The sequence below is a fragment of the Methylobacterium sp. B4 genome (genome assembly GCF_003201865.1).
In the GTDB taxonomy this organism is placed as follows: domain Bacteria; phylum Pseudomonadota; class Alphaproteobacteria; order Rhizobiales; family Beijerinckiaceae; genus Methylobacterium.
The window spans coordinates 17,547-36,601 of sequence record NZ_QJJJ01000032.1; the positions used below are offsets into that span (position 1 = coordinate 17,547).

Here is a 19,055-nt window from a genome sequence, read left to right on the forward strand (position 1 = left end):
CGCTCCGTCATCCGTGACGAATACGCCCGCCGCCCCGGCCATCGGGGCGCGGGCCTTCGTGACCGGCCGTGCGAAGGCGTTCCCGACGGCGAGGCCGGAGGGGCGCGTCGCGCTACCGCACGCTGCTTCTGAAGAGATCGCCCAGCGGCACGTAGTCCGTCATGGCGGGAAGATCTTTGGGGTGGATGTAGTGCTCGCCGAAGAACGGGTACTTCCGCAAGTCGAAGCAGGACCGGACCCAATCGATCGTGGTGCGGACGCGGGGGATGCGGTCGACGTCCGGATGATAGGTCAGCCAGACGTCCAACCTGAAGCAAAGGCCGCAATCGACCGGCACGAGGTTGGTGCCCAGGGTCCCCGTATAGGTCGGAAGCCAGCCGATGCCGGCGCCGTTCGCGACGGCGAGGATATGCGCACTCGTGACATTGGTCTTGATGGCGACGAAGGGCGCCCGGGCGAGATCCGGCAGGGTCTTTCCGTAGGTCGAGAGCGTCGAGGTCTGCTCCGCGACTTGGAACACCAGCGTATGATGTCCGATCTCCTCGGGGGTGGAGGGCAGTCCGTGCCGCTCGACATAGGATTGTGAGGCGAACGGCATCGTATGCAGGTAACCGAGGTGCACGACCTTCAGGTCCGGCGCCTGCGGTCGCGTGAGCTGAACGGCGAGGTCCGCCTCCATCCTCAGCACGTCCGCGGAGGTCATCCCGCAGCTCAGATCGATGCGCAGGTAGGGATGGGCCTGCTGGAACTCGATGAGCCGGGGCATCAGCCAAGCCGAGCCGATCCCTTCCGTCACCGCGACCCGCACCTCGCCCTCGACGCCGCTCGACAGGGAGTCCCGGGCGCGCAACACGTTGAAGGCCGCCGCCTCCATCTGCTTGGCCGCCGCGACGATGCGCTCGCCTTCCTCGGTGAGCTGGACGCCCATCACCCCGCGCGTGAGCAGGGACACCCCGAGCGTGGCCTCCAACTCGTCGATCCGCTTTCGCAGCGCGTTGAAGCCGATTCCCAGGCGGTGCGCGGCGGAGCGGAAGCTGCCCGTGCGCTGCAGCTCCAGGAACATCCAGAGCGAATGCCAATCGGGCATCACCGTGTCCCGGTCGCCCGGCAGGTGCTCCGAATTCGTAACACCCTGTTCCGTGCTGGAGAGCATACCGATCACCCGCTGCATGCCATCTAGGGTCACATTCAAGGCCTCACGTAAAGTCCGGGTGCGACCAATGGCAGTCCGCAGCATGGGAAAATCATGTCTTCGCAGCGTGGTGCAGGATAATCGGACATCGGACCGGCACTCCCTCGCGCACATGGAGGTGACCCGAATTTCACGCCATGTCGTCGCCTACACGCCGAGCATCGCCGAGGTCGAGCTGATGTTCGAGCGGGTGAGGCCGGAACTCGGTTCGCAGACGAGCCTCGACACCGTACGCCGCATCATGTCGGCCAATCCCAACACGTTCCAGGCCTTCGCCCGGCGCGAATCCTTCGACTGGGCCGCGCCGCGGGCCGAGGGCTTCATCGCTTGGCTTCCGCTCTCGGAGAGCGGTCGGACCGCCCTGCTGACCGGCCTGTTCGACGGTGCCAATCCGGCTGGTGAGCATCTGGCGGCGCAGCACGAGAAACCCGCCGCCATCTATGTCTGGGCCATCTACGCGCCTGGCCGGCTCGCGGGCGGCATCGCCCTCGCGTTCGACCGGATGTCGACGCCGTTGAACCGCGAGGCCGATCTCTACGCATGGGGACCGACGGCGGCGGGCCGGCGCCTCATCGCTTCGCTGGGCTTCGTGCCCATCGAATCGCAGGAGGGCGGCGGTCGCTTCGGACTCAGCATCTTCCGCAGGGGCGCACCTTCGACGCTGGCCGCCGTCGAACTGGCGCCCCTCTACGATTCCTATCCGAGCGCCACGTCGACGTTTTCGGTCACGGTCGTGCGCTCCGCCGACGATCTCGCGCGGGTGATGTCGGTGCGCAGCGCCGCGTTCGTCGGCGAGCAGGCCTGCCCCTACGAGGAGGAGTTCGATGGGAACGACTTCTCCTCGACGCACCTGCTCGGCTTCGTGAACAACGAACCCGCGGCCTCGATCCGGGTCCGCTGCTTTGCCAACTTCGCCAAGGCGGAGCGGCTCGCGGTGCGGCCGGAGTTCCGCAGGTCGCGGCTCGCCTTCGTGATCGTGAAGGCGGCGCACGAGCTCTGCCGGGTCAAGGGATACCGCCGGATCTACGGCCACGCCCAGAAGGACCTCGTCGACTTCTGGTCCCGTGCCGGCGGACGCCCTTTCCCCGGTGCGCGCGAGTTCACCTTCTCGGACCACAGCTACGTCGAGATGATGTCCGAGGTGCCGCCGCATCCCGACGCCATCACGATCGGCACCGACCCCTACACGATCATTCGCCCGGAAGGCCGCTGGCACGCGCCGGGCGTGCTGGAGCGCTCCGCCTCCCGCGCCGTGACCCTCCACTCGGCCGATCCCGCCCTGCGCAAGCAGCGCCGCGCTTAGATTGCCACCCGAAGCGCCCGGTCACGGAGGGCCGCGCCCCGGCTGCGCCGTGGCCGCGGGCGTATCGTGAACGACGCCTCGATCCTCCGCCACCCCGTGAGACGGGCCCGCATCCACGATGACCGATCGCCTCGTATCCCAGACCGAGCTCTATTTTCGGACGCATATTCACACCGTCCTGCCCCTGCACGCGGCCCTCGTCGAGGCGATGTGCAAGGCGCCGCGCGTGCCTCAGGAACTGGCGACGGTGCTGGAGGATATCGGCCAGGGCTATTGCCGCCTCGCGGACGACCTCAACGCCGAACTGATCCGGCGCGGCGAACTGGCGGTTGCGTCGCAGGCCGAGGATGAGGGTGCCGAAACGCGGATCGATGCCTTCGTCGAGCGCCTGATCGCCGGCCTCGGCCATATCGAGTTCGCGGACGGACGGCGCCTCAGCGCGCGGCACGCGTTCGAGGCGCACGACGTGGCGGGCGACGCACTCCGGACGGTGCTGCTGCTGGCACGCAAGGACCAGCTCGCGTCGGACACCGTGCCGTAGCGGGGATGGGCCGCTGCGCAGCCGAGAACTCGACTAATTAGCGTGGCACGGTCCAAGTCCGTCGGTGACGACGGCCCACACACGAAGCTCCGCCCCCTCGGGCACCGCAACGTCAGGCAATGCCGGGCTCTCGGCCTCGAGCGTCAGGCGCTGGCAGGTCTTCATCGTGAACTCGCCTTCGATGCAGGCACTGCCATGCACATTGGCGTTCGGCGCATCCCGGGCGAGGAAGCAGCGAAGACGTCGCACGAGGCATCACATGCCTGCTTGGGTCAGGCGGTCACGTTACTTCGGCGATGGCGGATCGGGGGTGTTCGGCTCCCCGAGCGCGACGACGGTGCCGGTGAGAAGCTCTGGACATCGACGAGGCGACTCGCGCGGGTGGCACGCCATAGCCCCGCGCGTACGGCGCCGGTTCAGCGCTTCTCACCTGCGGGCGGCAAGCCTGAGGTAACCCGCGCCCCCTATGCCGGCCGGCCCATCCTCAGCCGGCAGCCATGATGCTCCTTCCCGAACGCGCGTCCGATCCCCTTCCGCCCGAAGCCGCCGAGTGGCGCAACGCCTTCGGCGCGCTCCGTCCGACCTCGCCGCCCTGCCGCTACGTCAGCGCCGGGACCTGGACCAACATCCATGAGAGCTGCGTCGACTTCATCGAGCGCTTCGGTGCCGAGGCCGTCCGCCTGGGCTGGACCGCGCCGCAGCTCTTCGGCGTGCAGTGTGGATGATGCCCTTGTCGAGGCAGCTCGCGACGGTCCGGCGGACGGTCTTCTCGGACAGGCCGGTGCCTGCCGTCCACATACCCCCCTCCCGGTGATTGGGCACACCGTCGACGAGTTGCGGGATCGAGTAGACGCCGGAGCGCTTGCCGCGGGGAATGCAATTCCCCAGGAGCCACGCGACGAGGACGAATTCGGAAGGGCTTAAGTGAGGGGCCCAGACGGTCGCGAGCGTCGCGAACACATCCAACTTCTGCGGAAGGGTGAACTCATGTGGGCGTGCGCCGTCGTAGGGCAAACTATGTGCCGGCTCCATCTTGCTCTCGCTCCGGGCAATCTGGCCTCTTGTAGGCCTAGGCTCTGCTTGACGGTTTGAGGATGAGCCGTACGTAGACATGGACTGCCCCAGTTCTATAGGCCACCGGCCCATCGGGGATATATGACCGATTTACAGCCCTTAAGCAAGGGCAAGTACTTTACAGATCCTTCGTCAACTGCTTTGAGCGTCGCCTAGAGCTTTTGAATACGTCGGTGCAACTTGTTGCACGGGCGGATCAAGTCTTGGTGCTGAGGACGCGATGCACACTGCCTTTGCCGATCCCGAGCTTGGACGCTATGGCGCCCATGCTCATGCCCTGCTCGGCAAGGACCCTGATCTCCTCCGAGCGAGCCCGGACGGTGGGCTTCCGACCCTTGTAGGCGCCCTCGGCCTTGGCCTTGGCGATACCCTCCCGCTGACGTTCCAGCATCATCTCCCGTTCGAACTGAGCAACGCCTCCGAGGACGTTGAGCATCAGCTTGCCGGTGGGCGTCGAAGTGTCCACGCCGAGGCCCAGGATGCGAAGGGCCACGCCCTTGCTCTCCAGGGTCTCGATGATCTTACCCAGATGAACAACGCTGCGGGCTAGCCGGTCCAGCTTCGTGACCACGAGCGTGTCACCCTGACGGGCGAACTCCAGGGCTGCTTCGAGCTGCTTCCGCGGAGCCACGGACGACACCTGTTCCTGAAACAGCTTCTTGCATCCCTGGACCGTCAGGTCGCGAAGCTGAGCCTCAAACCCAGCCTCTTGGTCCAGCGTCGATGTGCGGGCATATCCGATAAGCACGGGGCAATTCCGAAGCAGGCGTTCCACTAGGCTTATAGACATAGAACCATTGCCTGTTCCGAAAAACAAGACCATTCTTTTGGAACCGCGCAGCTGCCTTTGTGGAACGTTCCACTAGGGCAGGGTCTAGTGGAACGCGGGCGGATCGTTGGGAGGGTCGGTGATGCTCCCAAGCCCTGCGCGAACCAGCTCAAGCTCCGCGCGTGCGGACGCGATCTCCGCGTGATCACCCGTAACCTGGGCAAGGAATAACCGCTCCAGAGCAACGATCGGATCGCGAGGCACCTCCTCCTCCCGCCAACCTGGGTGCTGCCGGAGTTTGTCCGGTGCCACGAGTGCATGGAACTGAAGGATGCCTCGCAGCTCCCGCAGCGCCCGAACGGCGGATGACCAGTCGCCAGCCGAAGCCGCCGCGGCGTAGACGTGAGCGAGGCCGTCGGTGACGAGCGCGGCATGCTCCTGAAGCGACCGGCTGTTGCCAGCGGCGCGCGCAAACAGCCTGTCGAGTTCGGCGGAGCTGTCTTGAGGCGTGGAACCTACAGCATGCGCCGCGCCAGGGAGCTGAGCGCATGCAACCGGCAGCGTAAATGAGACGGCTCGTCCAAGGTGACTGGCTCGATGCCGCTGAAGTGCGGACCGGGAAGGGAGCGTGAATTGGGCAACGACATCATCAAGCGAGACACCGCCCTGGAGGGAAGCTTCGATCTCGGCGCGTTGCGGATGCGCGCAGATAGTGCATGGGCGGCCCATCGCGCGCTCCCGTTGTTCGGTTTCGTTTCGTTTGGTTTCGATATGCGCATCAGGCGCTGCGCAACTCGGGCGGCAGCAGGGCATCCATTGCGATGATTTGCGCACGCATGCGGCTCATCTCGGCCTCGACGTACTCTGGATCATCTCCCAGAGCGTATGTCGGCTGAAGACGTTCGAAGATCCGGGCAACGAACTGCATGCCGATCATCGCGAGAGCTACCGGGTGCTGCCTCTGGGCTTCCGATACCTCTTCGAGGCTCTTCCCATCTTGGAAGAGCGCCAAGACGAGGTTGACGCCTACAGAGTTCACGATGTCGTCGGCTTCGGCCTGGGCCGGCTTATTGCGAGTGTTCATGGCTGTGCTTCCTTAATGAGCGCCGGGGATGTAGTTGGCATTGGCTCCAGGCGCTGCGAGCCGAGCGGCCAGGTCTTCCTCGAAACGGCGGTTTTCGTCTTCGGAGGCGAAAACCGCCCCGAACAGCGGGTCGAGCTTGGTCACGAAAGAAACAGTGAAGGCGAGGCCGCCGGCCTTCAGGCGGGCCTGAGGAATACCGGTCAGTATTGCGGCTTCTTCGATCGTCTTGTCCTGGGCCATTAATAGGTCGAGCAGAACGCTCCCAGTAGTCGCTGAAAGCGTATCCCCTAAGGAGCGCATTACCGACGGTGGAGTCATGGCGTTCACAGCGGCGGGTGACACGGTCGCCCACAACGATGTCGAAGGTCGGACGCCCTGCAAACATCCGCTCGACGATGGCGAATGCGCAGGAGTTCATCGCCGACCGTGCTGGAAATCCCAGGCGTCGCCGGGCAGTAGGCCATCGTCACCCCAAATGACGGAGGAGATCCGAACGGCGTTCACCCGCATCAGTTCGTCCCGAATGGCGCAGGCTCGATTGCCGGGCCGCGCACCCTTCTGGCGAAATTGATGGGGGGCGATACCCAGATCTAACGTGCTCACGGAACTCTTTCCTCAGAAACAGTGCAATGAGTTGCACGCGGTGGACTTGGAGCCTGCGACAAGAACTGCCGGCAGGCCTCTTGGATAAGAGAAGAGCGTGTTGCAACCGGTCCTAAGCAGCTGGCGTTCGCAGCCTCGACCGTTATGTCGAGCTGAGTGATCAGCTCACGACTGGCTCTGATTTTCACAATCGCGGACATTCTCGGTCCCTTCACAACCCGCGGCCCTTTTGCGAAGGTCACGGCTCGCCTGCGGAGGGCCAGCCCCTCAACGAGCCGTCGGTCTTGTAAATGCGTGGGCCGCCCGTGTCCACATTTTTCTCGTAATATACTTTTACTGACGAAGGATCGTGCACTGGGTATACTTTTAGATCCTGTGAAACTTGTTGCACGATCCCCGCCACATCATCAGGCGGAGCACGCCGCCGCAGCGGGATTGCCTGATCAGGATGCCGCTGACGACATCTTCGATCTGGGCGTGCACCTCCTGGGCCATCATCTTGGCGTGCTCCTGATCTTGCTGGGCCGATGGACTGGAAGTGGCGCACAGCCAAACAAGCGGCGTGCGAACTCCTGACCCTTTTCGGACCTTCCGTCTTTCCTATTCGGATGTCCGCACGGAAGGCAGAAGCGGACGTGAGAGCGGCGACAGGACATAAGATTACGGGCTCGATCGAGTGTCTGCGGCGTCTGTCTAGGGGCAAAAGTCGGCGCTCTTGAGGGCAACTGGGAGCAGCTGCGCCGCCGCTCCTATCGAGGCATGCAACGCAGTATTTTCAGACAGCGTGCGCCTGACGGCGGAATACGGAGGGGGTTGATCCCGTCATCTTGCGGAAGGCCGCCGCGAATGCGGACGGCGTTTCATACCCCACCTCCAGGGCGACGTTGACGATCGGCCAGTCGGTCGCAGCCAGAAGATGTTTTGCACGCTGCATCCGAAGGTTCGTCAGCCATTCGTGCGGCGTCATTCCGGTAGCGAGCTTGAACGAAGCGCAAAAGTGAAACCGACTGAGGTCAACGAGGGCAGCGAGCTCGTCGAGCCCGATCAACCGATCGAGCGAGGTCGTCATATACTCCGTGACGCGCTTCACCTGCCAGTCGGCCAGACCTCGGCGAGGTGCCGTCGAGGTGACGGCGCCGTGTGACGAATGTGATCTGATCAGCTGCGTGCATAGAAGATCGATGGCCTGCTCAACGAACAGCGAGGAGGAAGCGTCGGTGCGTTCGGCTTCCTTCCCGAGGAGTTGCATGATCTGCGCCGAGGTCGGATCGTCGAAGCCGGTGCGGCCGACCAACTCCACGTTCGTGGACAACGCCATCGCCTCGGCTGCGGCCTGAAGGCGCTGATGAGGCAGGTAGACCTGGGAGACCTCGACCGGTCCCTCGATGTCCCAGCGCCCATCGCGTCCGATTGGGATTAGGGTAATCGAACCACGGCGGGTGCGCGAAGCCAGTCGTTGAGAACCCGTGCGCCAGGAAGCCTGCTGGGCAGTTCCCCAGTAGGTCATCACAACGTGCGCATTGAGGGCCGGCAACGCGGCGTGCAACGCTCCGTGTGACCACGGCCGGGTCAACTGCGCGCCGCCCTTCAGATCATGCTCGGCGAGCGGAGGGGGCGTATCGAGGATCCGCTCCATCTCGATGCTCGGTCGTCCATTCTCGTCTCGCGACCGAACCAGGCTGCGCTTGTCTCCGAGCATCGAACCATCTCGGCCATCGGTCGCGCGGACAAGCGAAGCAATCCGGGATTCGGCGGACGTCGCCCCTCCGTGGACAGCGTCACTCGTCACTGCGCACCTCTCGTTCACTCACCGCAAGATCGCGATGATCGGCGCAATCCCAAGACAGAAGCAAGGCTCCGCTTCCCGTACCTGATCCTCATCCACGGCGCAGGTGGCGCCGCAGTGGGAGATTGGAATGATGTCAAAGAAGATCGTCATCATCGGTGGAACGGGTTTGATCGGCGCAAAGCTTGCGCGACTGCTTGCACTTGCCGGGCATACCGTCGTTGCTGCTTCCCCGGGCATGGGCGTCAACAGCGTCACAGGCCAGGGCCTTTTCGAGGTCATGCACGGCGCGGACGTCCTCGTCGACGTGTCGAACATCATGTCGTTCGACCCCGCGGAAGTGCGGGAGTTCTTCGAGACATCCGGAAGGAATCTCGTTGCCGCCGCTGCAGATGCGGGCGTCGCACACCACGTCGTCCTTTCGATCGTCGGCGTCGACCGCATGCTCGACAACGGCTACTTCCAGGGCAAGCTGCTGCAGGAGCAGATCGCCGCCACGGGCGGCCTGCCGTACACCATCGTGCGCTCCACGCAGTTCTTCGAGTTTCTCGGCACCTTGGCCGATGCCTACACGAAGGACGGCCGCGTCACGCTGCCGGGTAGCCAGATCCAGCCCATTGCAGCGGACGATGTCGCTGCCATCCTGGCCAACGTCGCGACCAGCGAGCCGCGCAACGGTGTCATCGAGATCGGCGGGCCGGAGCGGGCGCCCTTCGACCGGGTCATCGCACACTTCCTGCAAGCTCGCGCGGACCTGCGCGCTGTGAGCCGCGGTCAGGAAGCCAGCTACTTCGGTGGTCGCCTGGAGGAGTTGAGCCTCGTCCCGATCGGGCAGCAGAAGCTCGGCGGCCGTGACCTCGACAGCTGGCTGAGCGCTCAGCCGACCCAGCACTAACCCCCTTTTTCACCTCGACCCAAGGAGAATTCCCATGACCTCCATCCTCGGCCGGATGGCGCTGATCGTCGTCTTATCCGGATCCGCTTCGATCCAGGACGCCCAAGCCCACGACACGGCAGCTCCAGGCGCCAAAGCGACGCTCGTCTACCAGCATGAACTCCCCAACGCGCCGGGCAAGAGCCTGAAAGCCGTGCTCGTCGAGTACGAACCGGGTGCCGGGAACCCCGCCCACCGACACGCTCCGTCCGCCTTCATCTACGCCACGGTCCTCGAGGGCACGATCAAGAGTCAGGTGAACGGCGGCGAACTCCGCATCTACCGGAAGGGCGAGAGTTTCACCGAGCTTCCCGGCAGCCTCCACAACGTCAGCGCCAACGGCAGCCCGAGCGAGCCAGCGAAGCTGCTTGCGGTGTTCGTCGTGGACACCGGCGACACCGTCCTGACCACGCCGGTCCAATAGGCAAAATCAGACCTTGCCACTACCGGCGGCGGTCGGAGCCAGGCCGGGAACGTCAGATCTATCAGGAGCTTGAAATGTCGGTTGCCACATCCGATGCGGATGTCATTCCCGTTCCTGTTGCCGCTCTGCGCGTCCTAAAGATGCCTGGCCGAACGGGACAGCTCGTGAGGAAATGGGCAGTACCGATCACGTCGGTGGTTTTGGTCGGTTCGCTCATGTCGGCTGCTCTCGGTCAGTGGGACTATCTGGTCAGCAACACCGCCATCCAGGTCACAAACGATGCTACGGTGCGGTCCGAACTGACAGGCTTGTCTGCGAGAGTATCAGGCAACATCGTCAAGGTGGCTGTTCAAGACTTCCAATCGGTTCGCGCCGGCGATCTTCTGATGGTCATCGATCCGTCGGATTATCAGGTCGCCGTCGCCCAGGCCCGAGCAAGCGTAACCGGCGCCAAGGCGGCGACGAGGAATCTGGACAATCAGATTGCGCTCCAGCGGGCCGTCATCTTGCAGGCGGAGGCACAGATTGCCTCAGCGCGGGCCAAGGTTTTGCAGGCCACGCAAGAGGAGCAGCGGCAACAGGCCCTCCTTCGCTCGACCTTCGCAACGGCCCAGCGGGTCGAGCAGGCCGTCGCGGACCTAGCGAGCGCGCGCGCCGGTGTTCAAGCCGCCGAGGCGGCGGCCCAGGCCCAACGGGAGCAGCTCAATGTGCTCGACGGGACCCGTGCCCAGCGGGAGGCCGACCTCGCCGCCGCCGAGGCCGCCTTGGCCGGTGCCGAGCTTCGGTTGGGCTACACGCGCATCGTCGCGCCGTTCGATGGGGTCGCCAGCCAAAGGCAGGTGCAGGCCGGTGACTACGTTACCGTCGGCGGAAATCTTATCAGTGTTGTGCCGCTCCCTCAGATCCACGTCATCGCAAACTACAAGGAAACCCAACTAACGAACGTCGAGCCAGGACAAGCCGTCGAGGTCACCGTCGATACCTACCCGGGCGTTGTCCTGGCCGGGCGCGTCGAGAGGCTCTCGCCAGCATCGGGTTCGCAGTTCGCGTTGCTGCCTCCCGACAACGCCACAGGCAACTTCACGAAGGTCGTTCAGCGCATCCCCGTCCGAATCGCCCTCAATCCCGGTCAGGCCCTGTTGGATCGCCTTCGCCCGGGCATGTCGGTCGTCACGAGGATCAAGACCGCTCGGGAGGGCATGTGATGACCGCAATGGTCCTCAACGGCAGCGCTCCGACGGTTGCATGGAAGGCCAATCCGTATGCCGCGGTCGCCGCGGCCCTGACCGGATGCTTTCTTGCAAGCTATCACACCCGGTATGTCGGCATCGGCCTGCCGGACATTCGAGGTGCCTTCAGCCTCTCGGCCGACGAGGCTTCCTGGCTTTCAACGGTTGCGAATGCCCCCCAGATCCTCACCGCCCCAGCGGTGCCGTGGTTGGTGATGGTCTTCGGGATCCGACCGATCCTTCTCTGGCCCGGCTTCCTATACGCCGCCGTCGTCGCGCTGATCCCGCTTGTGCGTGAGCCGGCGACCCTGTTCGCCCTGCACGCGTCCGCCGGCCTGCTGCTCGGCTTGTTCGTGCCCGCCACAATGCTGGTGATCGTGCGAAACCTGCCCCCGGCGCTCTGGCTGCCGGCCTTCGCGGCGTACGCGTTTCGGCTTGCCTTCACCTTGAACACGGGTCCGGGCCTGGTCGGGTACTACGTGCAGGAACTCGGCTGGGAGTGGCTGTACTGGTCGGATATCCCGCTGGCCCTTCTTATGGCGGCCCTCGCCGCCTTTGGATCGACGTCCCAGCACCCCAACATGAAAATGGTTCGCGACGCCGATTGGGGCGGAATGCTGCTGTTCGGCCTCGGACTGATGTTGATCTATATCGGCCTCGACCAGGGCAACCGGCTGGACTGGCAAGAGTCTGGAACGATCGTTGTGATCTTAGCCGGCGGCGGCGCCTTGATGGTCTGCTTCTTAATCCACGAAGCATGTGCACCAAATCCGTGGGCGACACCGCGGATCCTATACCAGTGGAACACGATTCTCGGCCTGTCGACAGGCATCAGTTTCAGCCTCGTCGCGGTCTCGAACAGTGTCCTAGTCCCGAATTTTCTCCTCAATGTGGCTCAGCTCCGTCCCGAGCAGATCGGCTGGTTCCTGTTTGCCTGGATCGGGATCCCGCTGGCGTTCTGCGCGTGGTTGGGGGTGATCCTCCTGCGGCGCATCGATTTTCGGCTCGTGATGATGCTGGGGTTTTCCAGTTTTGCGGCCGCGAGCCTGTGGGCCACTCAGCTGACGAGTGCGTGGCGTGTGGATGACTTCATTCCCGTCGCCCTGCTGCAATCTGTCGGCCTCGGCATGACCTTCACCGCGGTGATGGTCGGGAACTTCACGAGCATCAAGCCGGAGGTCGCCGCATCTTTCTCGGCCTATATTCAGATCCTCCGCCTTCTCGCAGTGGAGTTCGGCGCGGCTCTGATGATCACCCTTATCCGGCTCCGCGAGCAGATTCACTCGAATCTGATGGGCTTGCATTTGGCAAGAGGCAACGGGAGCGTCCTGCAGGCAATTGCTGAAAGGATCTCCTGTTTTTCAGACAACAAATTCGCTCTAGCGAAGGATAGATCCCTTGTTTCGATTGTCGTAGATGTACAGCGTGAAGCAAACACGTTAGCTTTCATTGACGGCTTCGAGTTGACGTTTATCTTCGCAATTGTGGGCATCGTAGCGGCCGGTGCAATGCGGAGAGCTCCATCTGGCCCACTGACTCACCAGTAAGCCGGCGCTCATAGCAATCATATCAATATGTCTCTGTATTTATTTCGAAAGTTTCTTATTCATAGATAATAAATCGGAATATTATTGATTATTTTTTTCGAACATATGGTGCGACGCCGGCTTTGAGCGCGCCCGATGCTTGCGGTTGATGCAGCGCGGAGAAGGATCGGATCTAAGAGCTATGATGTCACCGGTCGCGACCTTCGAGTTTATCCTAATCCTTCTCGTCGCTACGCTTGGCCTAGAGGTTCTAGCCCGAGTTACCCGTCTCCCGCCAACTGCAGCCCTCATCATCGGAGGAATCGCTCTGGCCTTTACGCCAGGATTGCCAGTATTCAGCCTCGATCCCGACTTTATCCTAGTTCTCTTTCTGCCACCGCTTTTAATCCACGGTGCTTATTCCACCGCATGGACAGCGTTTGTGCGGGACCTGCCCAGCATCCTCGCTCTGGCCATCGGTGCGGTTGCTTTCACGACGCTCGCTGTTGGACTTGCAACACACTGGCTCGTACCAAGTCTGCCGTGGGCCGCATGCTTTACTCTAGGAGCAGTGGTCTCGCCGCCCGATGCAGTCGCTGCGAAGGCGCTACTCACGCGCGTAAGGCTACCGATGCGTCTCGCTGTGCTTCTGGAGGGCGAGAGCCTGCTCAACGACGCAGCCGGCTTGGTCCTCTACCGCTTCGCAGTTGCTGCGACACTATCAGGTAATTTCAGCGCTACTGAAGCTGGCTTGGCGTTCGGGGGCTTGGCCTTTGGCGGCATCGCGGTCGGTGTTGGGATCGGTTTAGTTTGGGTGTGTGGGGATCGAACCAGAACCGGCAGACGATCACCGATGCGTGCGAGGCGGATGCCACCAGCCTGGATCCTCCGAGCCCGCGGGGCAGAAGCACGAGGTCGCCCATGTCGATCACGACACGCTCCCCACCCTCGTCCTCGACGTCGAGCGAGCCGTCGGCGACCACGAGGACGTGGGCGGCCCCAGCCTCCAGGTCCAAGCTCGTCGATCGTGCGACGTCGTGCGACCGGACTTGGTCCCCGGTGAGCCGGATCTGCGCCAGCACGTGCGAGAGTAGGTCGCCGGAGACGCCGCCCGGTCCGCCGTCCGGAAGAACGGTCAAGTTTTCCAGTGATCCGGTCATGGGTGCCATCGGCGTCCGATCGTAAACCTGCCTTCCGAAGCGACGCGCATCTCTCTGAAAAGACGCCGCTTTCACGAAGCCCGGCGTGTGAGGCGCCGGGTCCACCGCGTGATGGCCCGTCGCCCCGAGTCCCCACTGAACTCGTGCTTGCTCGAGTTCCGCCTCCTCCACCGCGCCGCGCACCCGAAGGGAAAGCCGATGACGACCATCCAACAATCCGGCCGTGATGCTTCGCGCTGGCTGAGCTCCTATTACTTCCTCCGTGCCGGGGTGTCAGTCGGCTGGGTCGCGGCGGCGTTCACCATCGGCAGGACCGTGCCTCCGGCCGCGGCGGCGCTCCTAGTCGCCTATCCCGCCTGGGACGCAGTCGCCAACGTCATCGATGCGCGGCGCAGCGGCGGTTTGGCCGCCAATCCCAGCCAGGCCCTCAATGCAGCGGCCAGCACCGTCGTCGCCGTTGCGGTGGCGGTCGCGCTCGGATGGGGTCTGCACGCGGTGCTAGCGGTGTTCGGGGTCTGGGCGATCCTCTCCGGCCTGCTCCAGCTCGCGACCGGCGTGCGGCGCTGGCAGGCTGGCGCCCAATGGGCGATGGCGCTGAGCGGTGCGCAGTCGGCCCTCGCGGGCACCCACTTCATCGTCAAGGCGAACGGTGCCTCGACGCCGGGAATCACCGACATCGCGCCCTATGCCGCATTCGGTGCCTTCTACTTTCTGGTCTCAGCCGTGTGGTTGACCGTCGCGCGAGCGCGGAAGGGAGCGACGGAACGCACCGCATAATCTTGCGCGGCGCCGGCGGCGCTCTCGAATTAACGTCGTCGTCCGTACCCTTGTCTTCTACAACAGCATCGATGTGCCATTCCTGTGGCTAGCCAGTGATCCCGAAGTGGTGGCGCGCACTATGTCGCCATCACGCGGTCGCGTTCACGAGATGGTCCGATACCGTCGAGATGAACGCACGAAGACGCTGAAGACGCCGCAGGTCCCGGTGATATCCCATCCAGATGTCTCGCGCCGGCGGCGGCGTCGACATGTCTAGGCTGCGGATACCCGGGATCTGATTGCCGACCACGCGGGGCAGGACAGCAATGCCGACGCCTTGCCTGCACATGCGCCCCTGGACGTTGCGGTTGTTCGATCGCAGGACCGGTCTCGCATTGGGGAAACTCTCGATAAGCCACGCGATGTCGGGGAAATGGCCCGTGGACGTGTCATGGGTGATCAGCCGGAAGCCGGTCCCGTCGCCATATGTGGGATCGGATGCCTCCTCGGCGATGTAGACGCCGTATTCGATCCTGAAGAGCCGCCGCTGAACGACGTCGGCCGTGTTGAACGGAACGATACGGAAAGCGACGTCGGCCTCCCGCTGGGCCAAGTTGAACAGGCGCGTGCCGGTCAGGATCTCGACGTCGACATTGGGATAGGCCTTCGAGAAATCCGCCAGGATGGGAGGGAGGACATAGGCACCGAACCAGTCCGCCGACGAAATACGCAGGCTGCCTTTGAGATTCTGCTCCCGCCCCGCAAGTCGGCGCTGCATGGCCAGCGCGCCTTCTTCCATCTGCTCGGCCAGCGCGATGATCCCGTGGCCCTCGTCGGTCAGAACAAGACCGTCCGCTGTGCGCTGAAAGAGTGTGTGACCGATCGCCTGCTCGAGGGCGCGCAGGCGCCTGCCGACGGTCGGATGGCTCGTCTGAAGAACGCGCGCCGCGCCGCCGAGCGTGCCGCATCGCGCGATGGCGAGAAAGATCCTCACGTCGCTCCATTCCATCCCGACCACCCGTACGAAAATGAACGCGGAGAGTGCAATCATGTCAGTTAAAGAACAAATCTAAGCATCTAGATTGGCGTCATCGCCGGTGGAAGCGTCCTTCCGCGGATCCTCCCGACCCCCGAGGGCGCCCCCCCCGGGCTCCCATCCGAACGACAGGAGACAGATCATGCAGATCGGGTTCATCGGCCTCGGAAGCATGGGCTCGGCGATGGCCCTGAACCTGGTGAAGGCCGGCCACGACGTGCGGGCCTGGAACCGCAGCAAGGTCGCTCATGACAGCGTTCCCGGCGTGACGCTGGTCGAGCTCCCGGCAGATGCCTTCGAGGCCGATGCAGCCTTCACGATGCTGTCCGACGACCCGGCCATCCGGAGGGTGATACTCGATGCCGGCCTGCTGGCGAGCGCGCGACCAGGGCTGACGCACATCGTCACGTCGACGATCTCGGTCGCTTTCGCGCGGGACCTGGAGCGCCTGCACGAAGAGGCGGGCCTCGGCTACGTGTCCGCACCGGTCCTCGGTCGGCCGAACATCGCGGCGCGCGGCCAGCTCAACATCCTGGCGGCCGGGAAGGCCGAGGCCGTCACGGCCATCGAGCCGCTGCTCGCCCCCCTCAGTAAGAAGGTCTGGAAATTGGGGGAGGACCCCGCCCGGGCGAATGCGGCGAAGCTCGCCTGCAACATGATGATCGCCATGGCGATCGAGGCGATGGCCGAGGGTGTCGTGCTGACCGAGAGCGTCGGCCTCGACCGTGCGGATTTCTTCGAACTCATCCTGGCCACCCTGTTCTCGGGCCGCGCCTACGAGAGCTACAGCGCGCAGATCGCGGAACGGTCATTCGACCCCGGTTTTAGAGCCAGGCTCGCCCTCAAGGACATGCGCCTGGCGACCGCGGCCGGCAACGCGATCGGACGCACGCTCCCGATGCTGGAAGCCGTCCGCGAGGGGCTCGGCAAAGCAGTCTCGGCGGGTCTCGGTGAGAAGGACTGGTCGATCATCGCCGAGATGACGGTTCGCGGCGGCAGCGTGGCGTCGCTCGAAACGACGGAGAAGACGCAATGAAAACCTGGCTCATCACCGGCTGCTCGAGCGGCTTCGGTCGGCGTCTTGCCCTGGCCGCGGCACAGCGCGGCGATAAGGTCGTCGCGACCGCGCGCACCGTCCAGTCGATCGAAGAGATGGTGGCCCCCTTCGCCGGCCGCATGATCACGCTACCGCTCGACGTGACGGATGCGGCGGCCGCGAGGTCGGCGGTGGCGAAGGCCGTCGAGACGTTCGGCGGGTTCGACGTGCTCGTGAACAATGCCGGCTACGGACTGTACGGCGCGATCGAGGAGGGCACACCGGAGGAATATCGTCCGATGTTCGAGGTGAACGTCTTCGGCCTGATCGAAGCCACCAGGGCCGCTCTGCCCGTCCTGCGGCGCAGGGGCGGGACGATCGTCAACATGTCCTCCGGCGCCGGCATCGCGGGCGGTGGCGGAGGGGGCTACTACAATGCCGCCAAGTTCGCGGTGGAAGGCGTGTCCGAGGCGCTCGCGGGCGAGTTGAGGCCCTTCGGCATCCGCGTGCTGATCGTCGAGCCCGGGCCGTTCCACACCGATTTCCTCGGCCGCTCGATCACCATGGCCGCGAAGGAGATGCCGGACTACGCGGCGAGCTCGCGCAGGCACTATCGCGAGACCAGCGACGGCAACCAAGCCGGCGATCCCGACAAGGCCGTTGCGGTGATCCTGCGGGCGGTCGACGCCGACGATGCGCCGCTCCACCTGCCGCTCGGCCCGGTCGCGCACGCGATCGCCGAGCGGAAGCTGGCTTCCTTCCGCCGCGACATCGACGCCTGGCGCGAGATCTCGATCGCCACAGATTTCAACCGGCCCTGAGCGCCGGCCGCCCGCGCTACTCCAACCCTACTATCCGACCGGAGTGCGATCATGATCGCAACCTTGCAGGGATTCACCCAGCAACTCGTGCCGGCGAACGGCATCAAGCTCAACGCCGTCACCGGGGGCGCCGGCCCGCCGATCCTTTTGCTTCACGGCTGGCCCGAAACCTGGTGGGAATGGCACCACGTGATGCCGCTGCTGGCCGAGCATTTCAGCGTGGTGGCCATCGACCTGCGCGGGGCGGGCTTCTCCGACTGTCCGCTCGACGGCTACGACAAGGCAACGATGGCGCGCGATGCGCACGAGGTCATGGCCGCCCTCGGGCATGGGCGCTACGCGGTGTGCGGACACGACATCGGCGGCATGGTGGCGCTGCCACAGGCTGCGATCTACCGGGAGGCGGTCACGCACCTGGCCGTGCTCGACGTGCCGCTTCCCGGCTGGAGCGGGTGGGAAGCGACGACCGCGAGACTCTGGCACTTCGGTTTCCACATGAACCGGGATTTGCCCGAGCGCCTGATCCACGGCCGCGAATATGACTACGTATCGGCTTTCATGGCTGAGCGGTTCTACGATCACAGCACCTTCGATCCGGCGGATATCGAGATCTACGCGAAGGCGATGGCGCTGCCCGGCCGCACCCGCGGCGGCATGGAATGGTATCGCACCCTCGCCGCCGATCACGCGGCTGCCCTCGCGTACAAGAAGCGGCCGCTCGCGATCCCGGTGCTAGGCCTCGGCGGAGATCGGCGCTTCGGGGCGAAGATGGTGCCGATGCTGCGAGAGTTCGCCAGCCATGTGACGGGCGGCGCGATCGCGCGGTGCAGCCACTATGTCGCCGATGAGCGGCCGCACGACGTCGCGGCCGCCCTGATCGATTTCCTCAAAGCCATCTGAAAGCCGGCGCCCGCGGGAGAATGCGGGCCATGCCGGCCGCGGCCCTCCGGGCAGAGCCCGTTCGCGAAGCCGCGGTCGATCGACCCAGCCGAGAGAGGAGACTGTCATGTCCGCACCCGTCATCCGCGGCGTCAATCATATCGGCATCACGGTGCCCGACATCGAAGCGGCGATATCGTTCTTGGTGGACGCCTTCGGCGGCCAGGTGATCTACCAATCCTTCGGACCGCAGGATCCGCCGCGGCAGGGACCCGACTTCGAGCGGGCGGTCGGTGCATTCCCTGGAACGGTCGTTCGCGCCCAGGCGATGGTCAAGCTCGGAACCGGGCCCGACATCGAGCTGTTCGAGATGCACGGTCCCGAACAGGCCCCGCCGATCCGGGCGAGCGACTTCGGCCTCACGCATTTCGCGCTCTACACCGACGATATCGACGCGTCGGTCGCGCGCTTCGAGAGGGCCGGCGGCACGCCCCTGACCGCGCCGCGTGCCATTCCCTACGCGACCGAAAAAGGTCCGGGGAACAAGGTCTGCTACTGCCGTATGCCCTGGGGCACGACGATCGAGTTCATCACCACACCCGCCCACATGGCCTATCACGACCAGACGGATCTGCGGAGATGGCAGGACGAGGACTGAGCAAGGCGCGAGAAGGGAGCCGCATCAGTTCAGTCGCTGCGATGCCGTGACGGTGTCGGACAATCCGGCGAGCGCGCAGCCGCGACGGCTGTCATGCCTGATCGACCGCGCCGGCCGTCACTCCTTCCGGGCGAGCTCGACCTTCTCTAGGTGTATGGTCCCGGGATGAGGTGTGACGGGTTGATCCTGAAGCGATTGGGCTCTTTCGTCCAGGCATTCAGGATGAACTCGGTGGGTGTCA

General features: G+C 64.4%; 18 protein-coding genes and 3 pseudogenes. 13 read left to right on the plus strand and 8 right to left on the minus strand.

The window, feature by feature from the left end; translation table 11 throughout:
* Positions 1-112: 112 nt before the first annotated feature.
* Positions 113-1,186 (minus strand): LysR family transcriptional regulator, encoded by a 1,074-nt coding sequence (locus BY998_RS22305; protein WP_245421705.1) that lies wholly within the window; start codon positions 1,184-1,186, stop codon positions 113-115.
* Positions 1,187-1,304: 118 nt separating this feature from the next.
* Here BY998_RS22305 and BY998_RS24895 point away from each other — a divergent pair, with 118 nt between their 5' ends.
* The 3 genes and pseudogenes from BY998_RS24895 to BY998_RS22320 form a co-directional block, all read left to right on the plus strand.
* Positions 1,305-2,495: a GNAT family N-acetyltransferase gene (locus BY998_RS24895; protein WP_245421706.1), complete on the plus strand. Its 1,191-nt coding sequence runs from the start codon at positions 1,305-1,307 to the stop codon at positions 2,493-2,495.
* Between the two features lie 118 nt (positions 2,496-2,613).
* Entirely contained in the window at positions 2,614-3,036 is a 423-nt protein-coding gene (locus BY998_RS22315) for a hypothetical protein (RefSeq protein ID WP_110353890.1), read from the plus strand.
* Positions 3,037-3,536: 500 nt separating this feature from the next.
* Positions 3,537-3,749: pseudogene (locus BY998_RS22320) on the plus strand (hypothetical protein); the annotation flags it as partial.
* A 557-nt stretch (positions 3,750-4,306) separates the two neighbouring features.
* Here BY998_RS22320 and BY998_RS22325 read toward each other — a convergent pair.
* The 5 genes from BY998_RS22325 to BY998_RS22340 form a co-directional block, all read right to left on the minus strand.
* A complete protein-coding gene (locus BY998_RS22325; protein WP_110353891.1) occupies positions 4,307-4,858 on the minus strand; it encodes a recombinase family protein in 552 nt (183 codons plus the stop codon).
* A gap of 799 nt (positions 4,859-5,657) precedes the next feature.
* Positions 5,658-5,963 carry a hypothetical protein gene (locus BY998_RS22330; protein WP_110353892.1) on the minus strand — a complete coding sequence of 102 codons (306 nt, stop codon included), beginning with the start codon at positions 5,961-5,963 and terminating at the stop codon, positions 5,658-5,660.
* A 12-nt stretch (positions 5,964-5,975) separates the two neighbouring features.
* Positions 5,976-6,203 carry a hypothetical protein gene (locus tag BY998_RS22335; protein WP_110353893.1) on the minus strand — a complete coding sequence of 76 codons (228 nt, stop codon included), beginning with the start codon at positions 6,201-6,203 and terminating at the stop codon, positions 5,976-5,978.
* Between the two features lie 729 nt (positions 6,204-6,932).
* Positions 6,933-7,064 (minus strand): hypothetical protein, encoded by a 132-nt coding sequence (locus tag BY998_RS25120; RefSeq protein ID WP_280952927.1) that lies wholly within the window; start codon positions 7,062-7,064, stop codon positions 6,933-6,935.
* Positions 7,065-7,341: 277 nt separating this feature from the next.
* A complete protein-coding gene (locus BY998_RS22340; protein WP_232631983.1) occupies positions 7,342-8,265 on the minus strand; it encodes an AraC family transcriptional regulator in 924 nt (307 codons plus the stop codon).
* A 217-nt stretch (positions 8,266-8,482) separates the two neighbouring features.
* On the opposite strand from BY998_RS22340, the gene BY998_RS22345 reads away from it, so the two are divergent.
* The 5 genes and pseudogenes from BY998_RS22345 to BY998_RS22365 all read left to right on the plus strand — a co-directional run.
* Positions 8,483-9,247 (plus strand): SDR family oxidoreductase, encoded by a 765-nt coding sequence (locus tag BY998_RS22345; protein WP_110353894.1) that lies wholly within the window; start codon positions 8,483-8,485, stop codon positions 9,245-9,247.
* A 34-nt stretch (positions 9,248-9,281) separates the two neighbouring features.
* On the plus strand, positions 9,282-9,710 hold the full coding sequence (locus BY998_RS22350) for a cupin domain-containing protein (RefSeq protein WP_082483018.1): 429 nt from the start codon (positions 9,282-9,284) through the stop codon (positions 9,708-9,710).
* 140 nt (positions 9,711-9,850) lie between these two features.
* Complete coding sequence (locus tag BY998_RS22355; protein ID WP_110353903.1) at positions 9,851-10,915, plus strand: HlyD family secretion protein; 1,065 nt, start codon at positions 9,851-9,853, stop codon at positions 10,913-10,915.
* Complete coding sequence (locus tag BY998_RS22360) at positions 10,915-12,486, plus strand: MFS transporter (protein WP_110353895.1); 1,572 nt, start codon at positions 10,915-10,917, stop codon at positions 12,484-12,486. Before BY998_RS22355 ends, BY998_RS22360 begins: the two co-directional genes overlap by 1 nt.
* Positions 12,487-12,670: 184 nt before the next feature.
* Positions 12,671-13,267, plus strand: a pseudogene (locus BY998_RS22365) (cation:proton antiporter); the annotation flags it as partial.
* 13 nt (positions 13,268-13,280) lie between these two features.
* On the opposite strand, the pseudogene BY998_RS24530 reads toward BY998_RS22365, so the two are convergent.
* Positions 13,281-13,625: pseudogene (locus BY998_RS24530) on the minus strand (cupin domain-containing protein); the annotation flags it as partial.
* Positions 13,626-13,823: 198 nt separating this feature from the next.
* Between BY998_RS24530 and BY998_RS22370 the strand changes: the two are divergent.
* The gene (locus BY998_RS22370; protein WP_110353905.1) at positions 13,824-14,402 is read left to right on the plus strand and encodes a DUF308 domain-containing protein; all 579 of its coding nucleotides are present in this window, start codon (positions 13,824-13,826) and stop codon (positions 14,400-14,402) included.
* A 130-nt stretch (positions 14,403-14,532) separates the two neighbouring features.
* Here the strand turns inward: BY998_RS22370 and BY998_RS22375 are convergent, their stop codons facing one another.
* Positions 14,533-15,393 carry a LysR family transcriptional regulator gene (locus BY998_RS22375; RefSeq protein WP_110353906.1) on the minus strand — a complete coding sequence of 287 codons (861 nt, stop codon included), beginning with the start codon at positions 15,391-15,393 and terminating at the stop codon, positions 14,533-14,535.
* A gap of 169 nt (positions 15,394-15,562) precedes the next feature.
* On the opposite strand from BY998_RS22375, the gene BY998_RS22380 reads away from it, so the two are divergent.
* From BY998_RS22380 to BY998_RS22395, 4 genes are all read left to right on the plus strand, one after another.
* Entirely contained in the window at positions 15,563-16,456 is an 894-nt protein-coding gene (locus BY998_RS22380; protein WP_110353896.1) for an NAD(P)-dependent oxidoreductase, read from the plus strand.
* On the plus strand, positions 16,453-17,277 hold the full coding sequence (locus BY998_RS22385) for an oxidoreductase (protein ID WP_110353897.1): 825 nt from the start codon (positions 16,453-16,455) through the stop codon (positions 17,275-17,277). Before BY998_RS22380 ends, BY998_RS22385 begins: the two co-directional genes overlap by 4 nt.
* A gap of 51 nt (positions 17,278-17,328) precedes the next feature.
* Positions 17,329-18,177: an alpha/beta hydrolase gene (locus tag BY998_RS22390; RefSeq protein ID WP_110353898.1), complete on the plus strand. Its 849-nt coding sequence runs from the start codon at positions 17,329-17,331 to the stop codon at positions 18,175-18,177.
* 106 nt (positions 18,178-18,283) lie between these two features.
* A complete protein-coding gene (locus BY998_RS22395; protein ID WP_110353899.1) occupies positions 18,284-18,814 on the plus strand; it encodes a VOC family protein in 531 nt (176 codons plus the stop codon).
* The last annotated feature ends 241 nt before the right edge of the window (positions 18,815-19,055 follow it).

Coding starts and splice junctions, on each gene's coding strand:
- BY998_RS22350 (WP_082483018.1), top strand. CDS start 9,282: ATGACCTCCATCCTCGGCCGGATGGCGCTGATCGTCGTCTTATCCGGA.
- BY998_RS22375 (WP_110353906.1), bottom strand. CDS start 15,393: ATGGAATGGAGCGACGTGAGGATCTTTCTCGCCATCGCGCGATGCGGC.
- BY998_RS22345 (WP_110353894.1), top strand. CDS start 8,483: ATGATGTCAAAGAAGATCGTCATCATCGGTGGAACGGGTTTGATCGGC.
- BY998_RS25120 (WP_280952927.1), bottom strand. CDS start 7,064: ATGATGGCCCAGGAGGTGCACGCCCAGATCGAAGATGTCGTCAGCGGC.
- BY998_RS22380 (WP_110353896.1), top strand. CDS start 15,563: ATGCAGATCGGGTTCATCGGCCTCGGAAGCATGGGCTCGGCGATGGCC.
- BY998_RS22390 (WP_110353898.1), top strand. CDS start 17,329: ATGATCGCAACCTTGCAGGGATTCACCCAGCAACTCGTGCCGGCGAAC.
- BY998_RS22340 (WP_232631983.1), bottom strand. CDS start 8,265: ATGCTCGGAGACAAGCGCAGCCTGGTTCGGTCGCGAGACGAGAATGGA.
- BY998_RS24895 (WP_245421706.1), top strand. CDS start 1,305: ATGGAGGTGACCCGAATTTCACGCCATGTCGTCGCCTACACGCCGAGC.
- BY998_RS22360 (WP_110353895.1), top strand. CDS start 10,915: ATGACCGCAATGGTCCTCAACGGCAGCGCTCCGACGGTTGCATGGAAG.
- BY998_RS22335 (WP_110353893.1), bottom strand. CDS start 6,203: ATGGCCCAGGACAAGACGATCGAAGAAGCCGCAATACTGACCGGTATT.
- BY998_RS22385 (WP_110353897.1), top strand. CDS start 16,453: ATGAAAACCTGGCTCATCACCGGCTGCTCGAGCGGCTTCGGTCGGCGT.
- BY998_RS22330 (WP_110353892.1), bottom strand. CDS start 5,963: ATGAACACTCGCAATAAGCCGGCCCAGGCCGAAGCCGACGACATCGTG.
- BY998_RS22355 (WP_110353903.1), top strand. CDS start 9,851: ATGCCTGGCCGAACGGGACAGCTCGTGAGGAAATGGGCAGTACCGATC.
- BY998_RS22395 (WP_110353899.1), top strand. CDS start 18,284: ATGTCCGCACCCGTCATCCGCGGCGTCAATCATATCGGCATCACGGTG.
- BY998_RS22315 (WP_110353890.1), top strand. CDS start 2,614: ATGACCGATCGCCTCGTATCCCAGACCGAGCTCTATTTTCGGACGCAT.
- BY998_RS22370 (WP_110353905.1), top strand. CDS start 13,824: ATGACGACCATCCAACAATCCGGCCGTGATGCTTCGCGCTGGCTGAGC.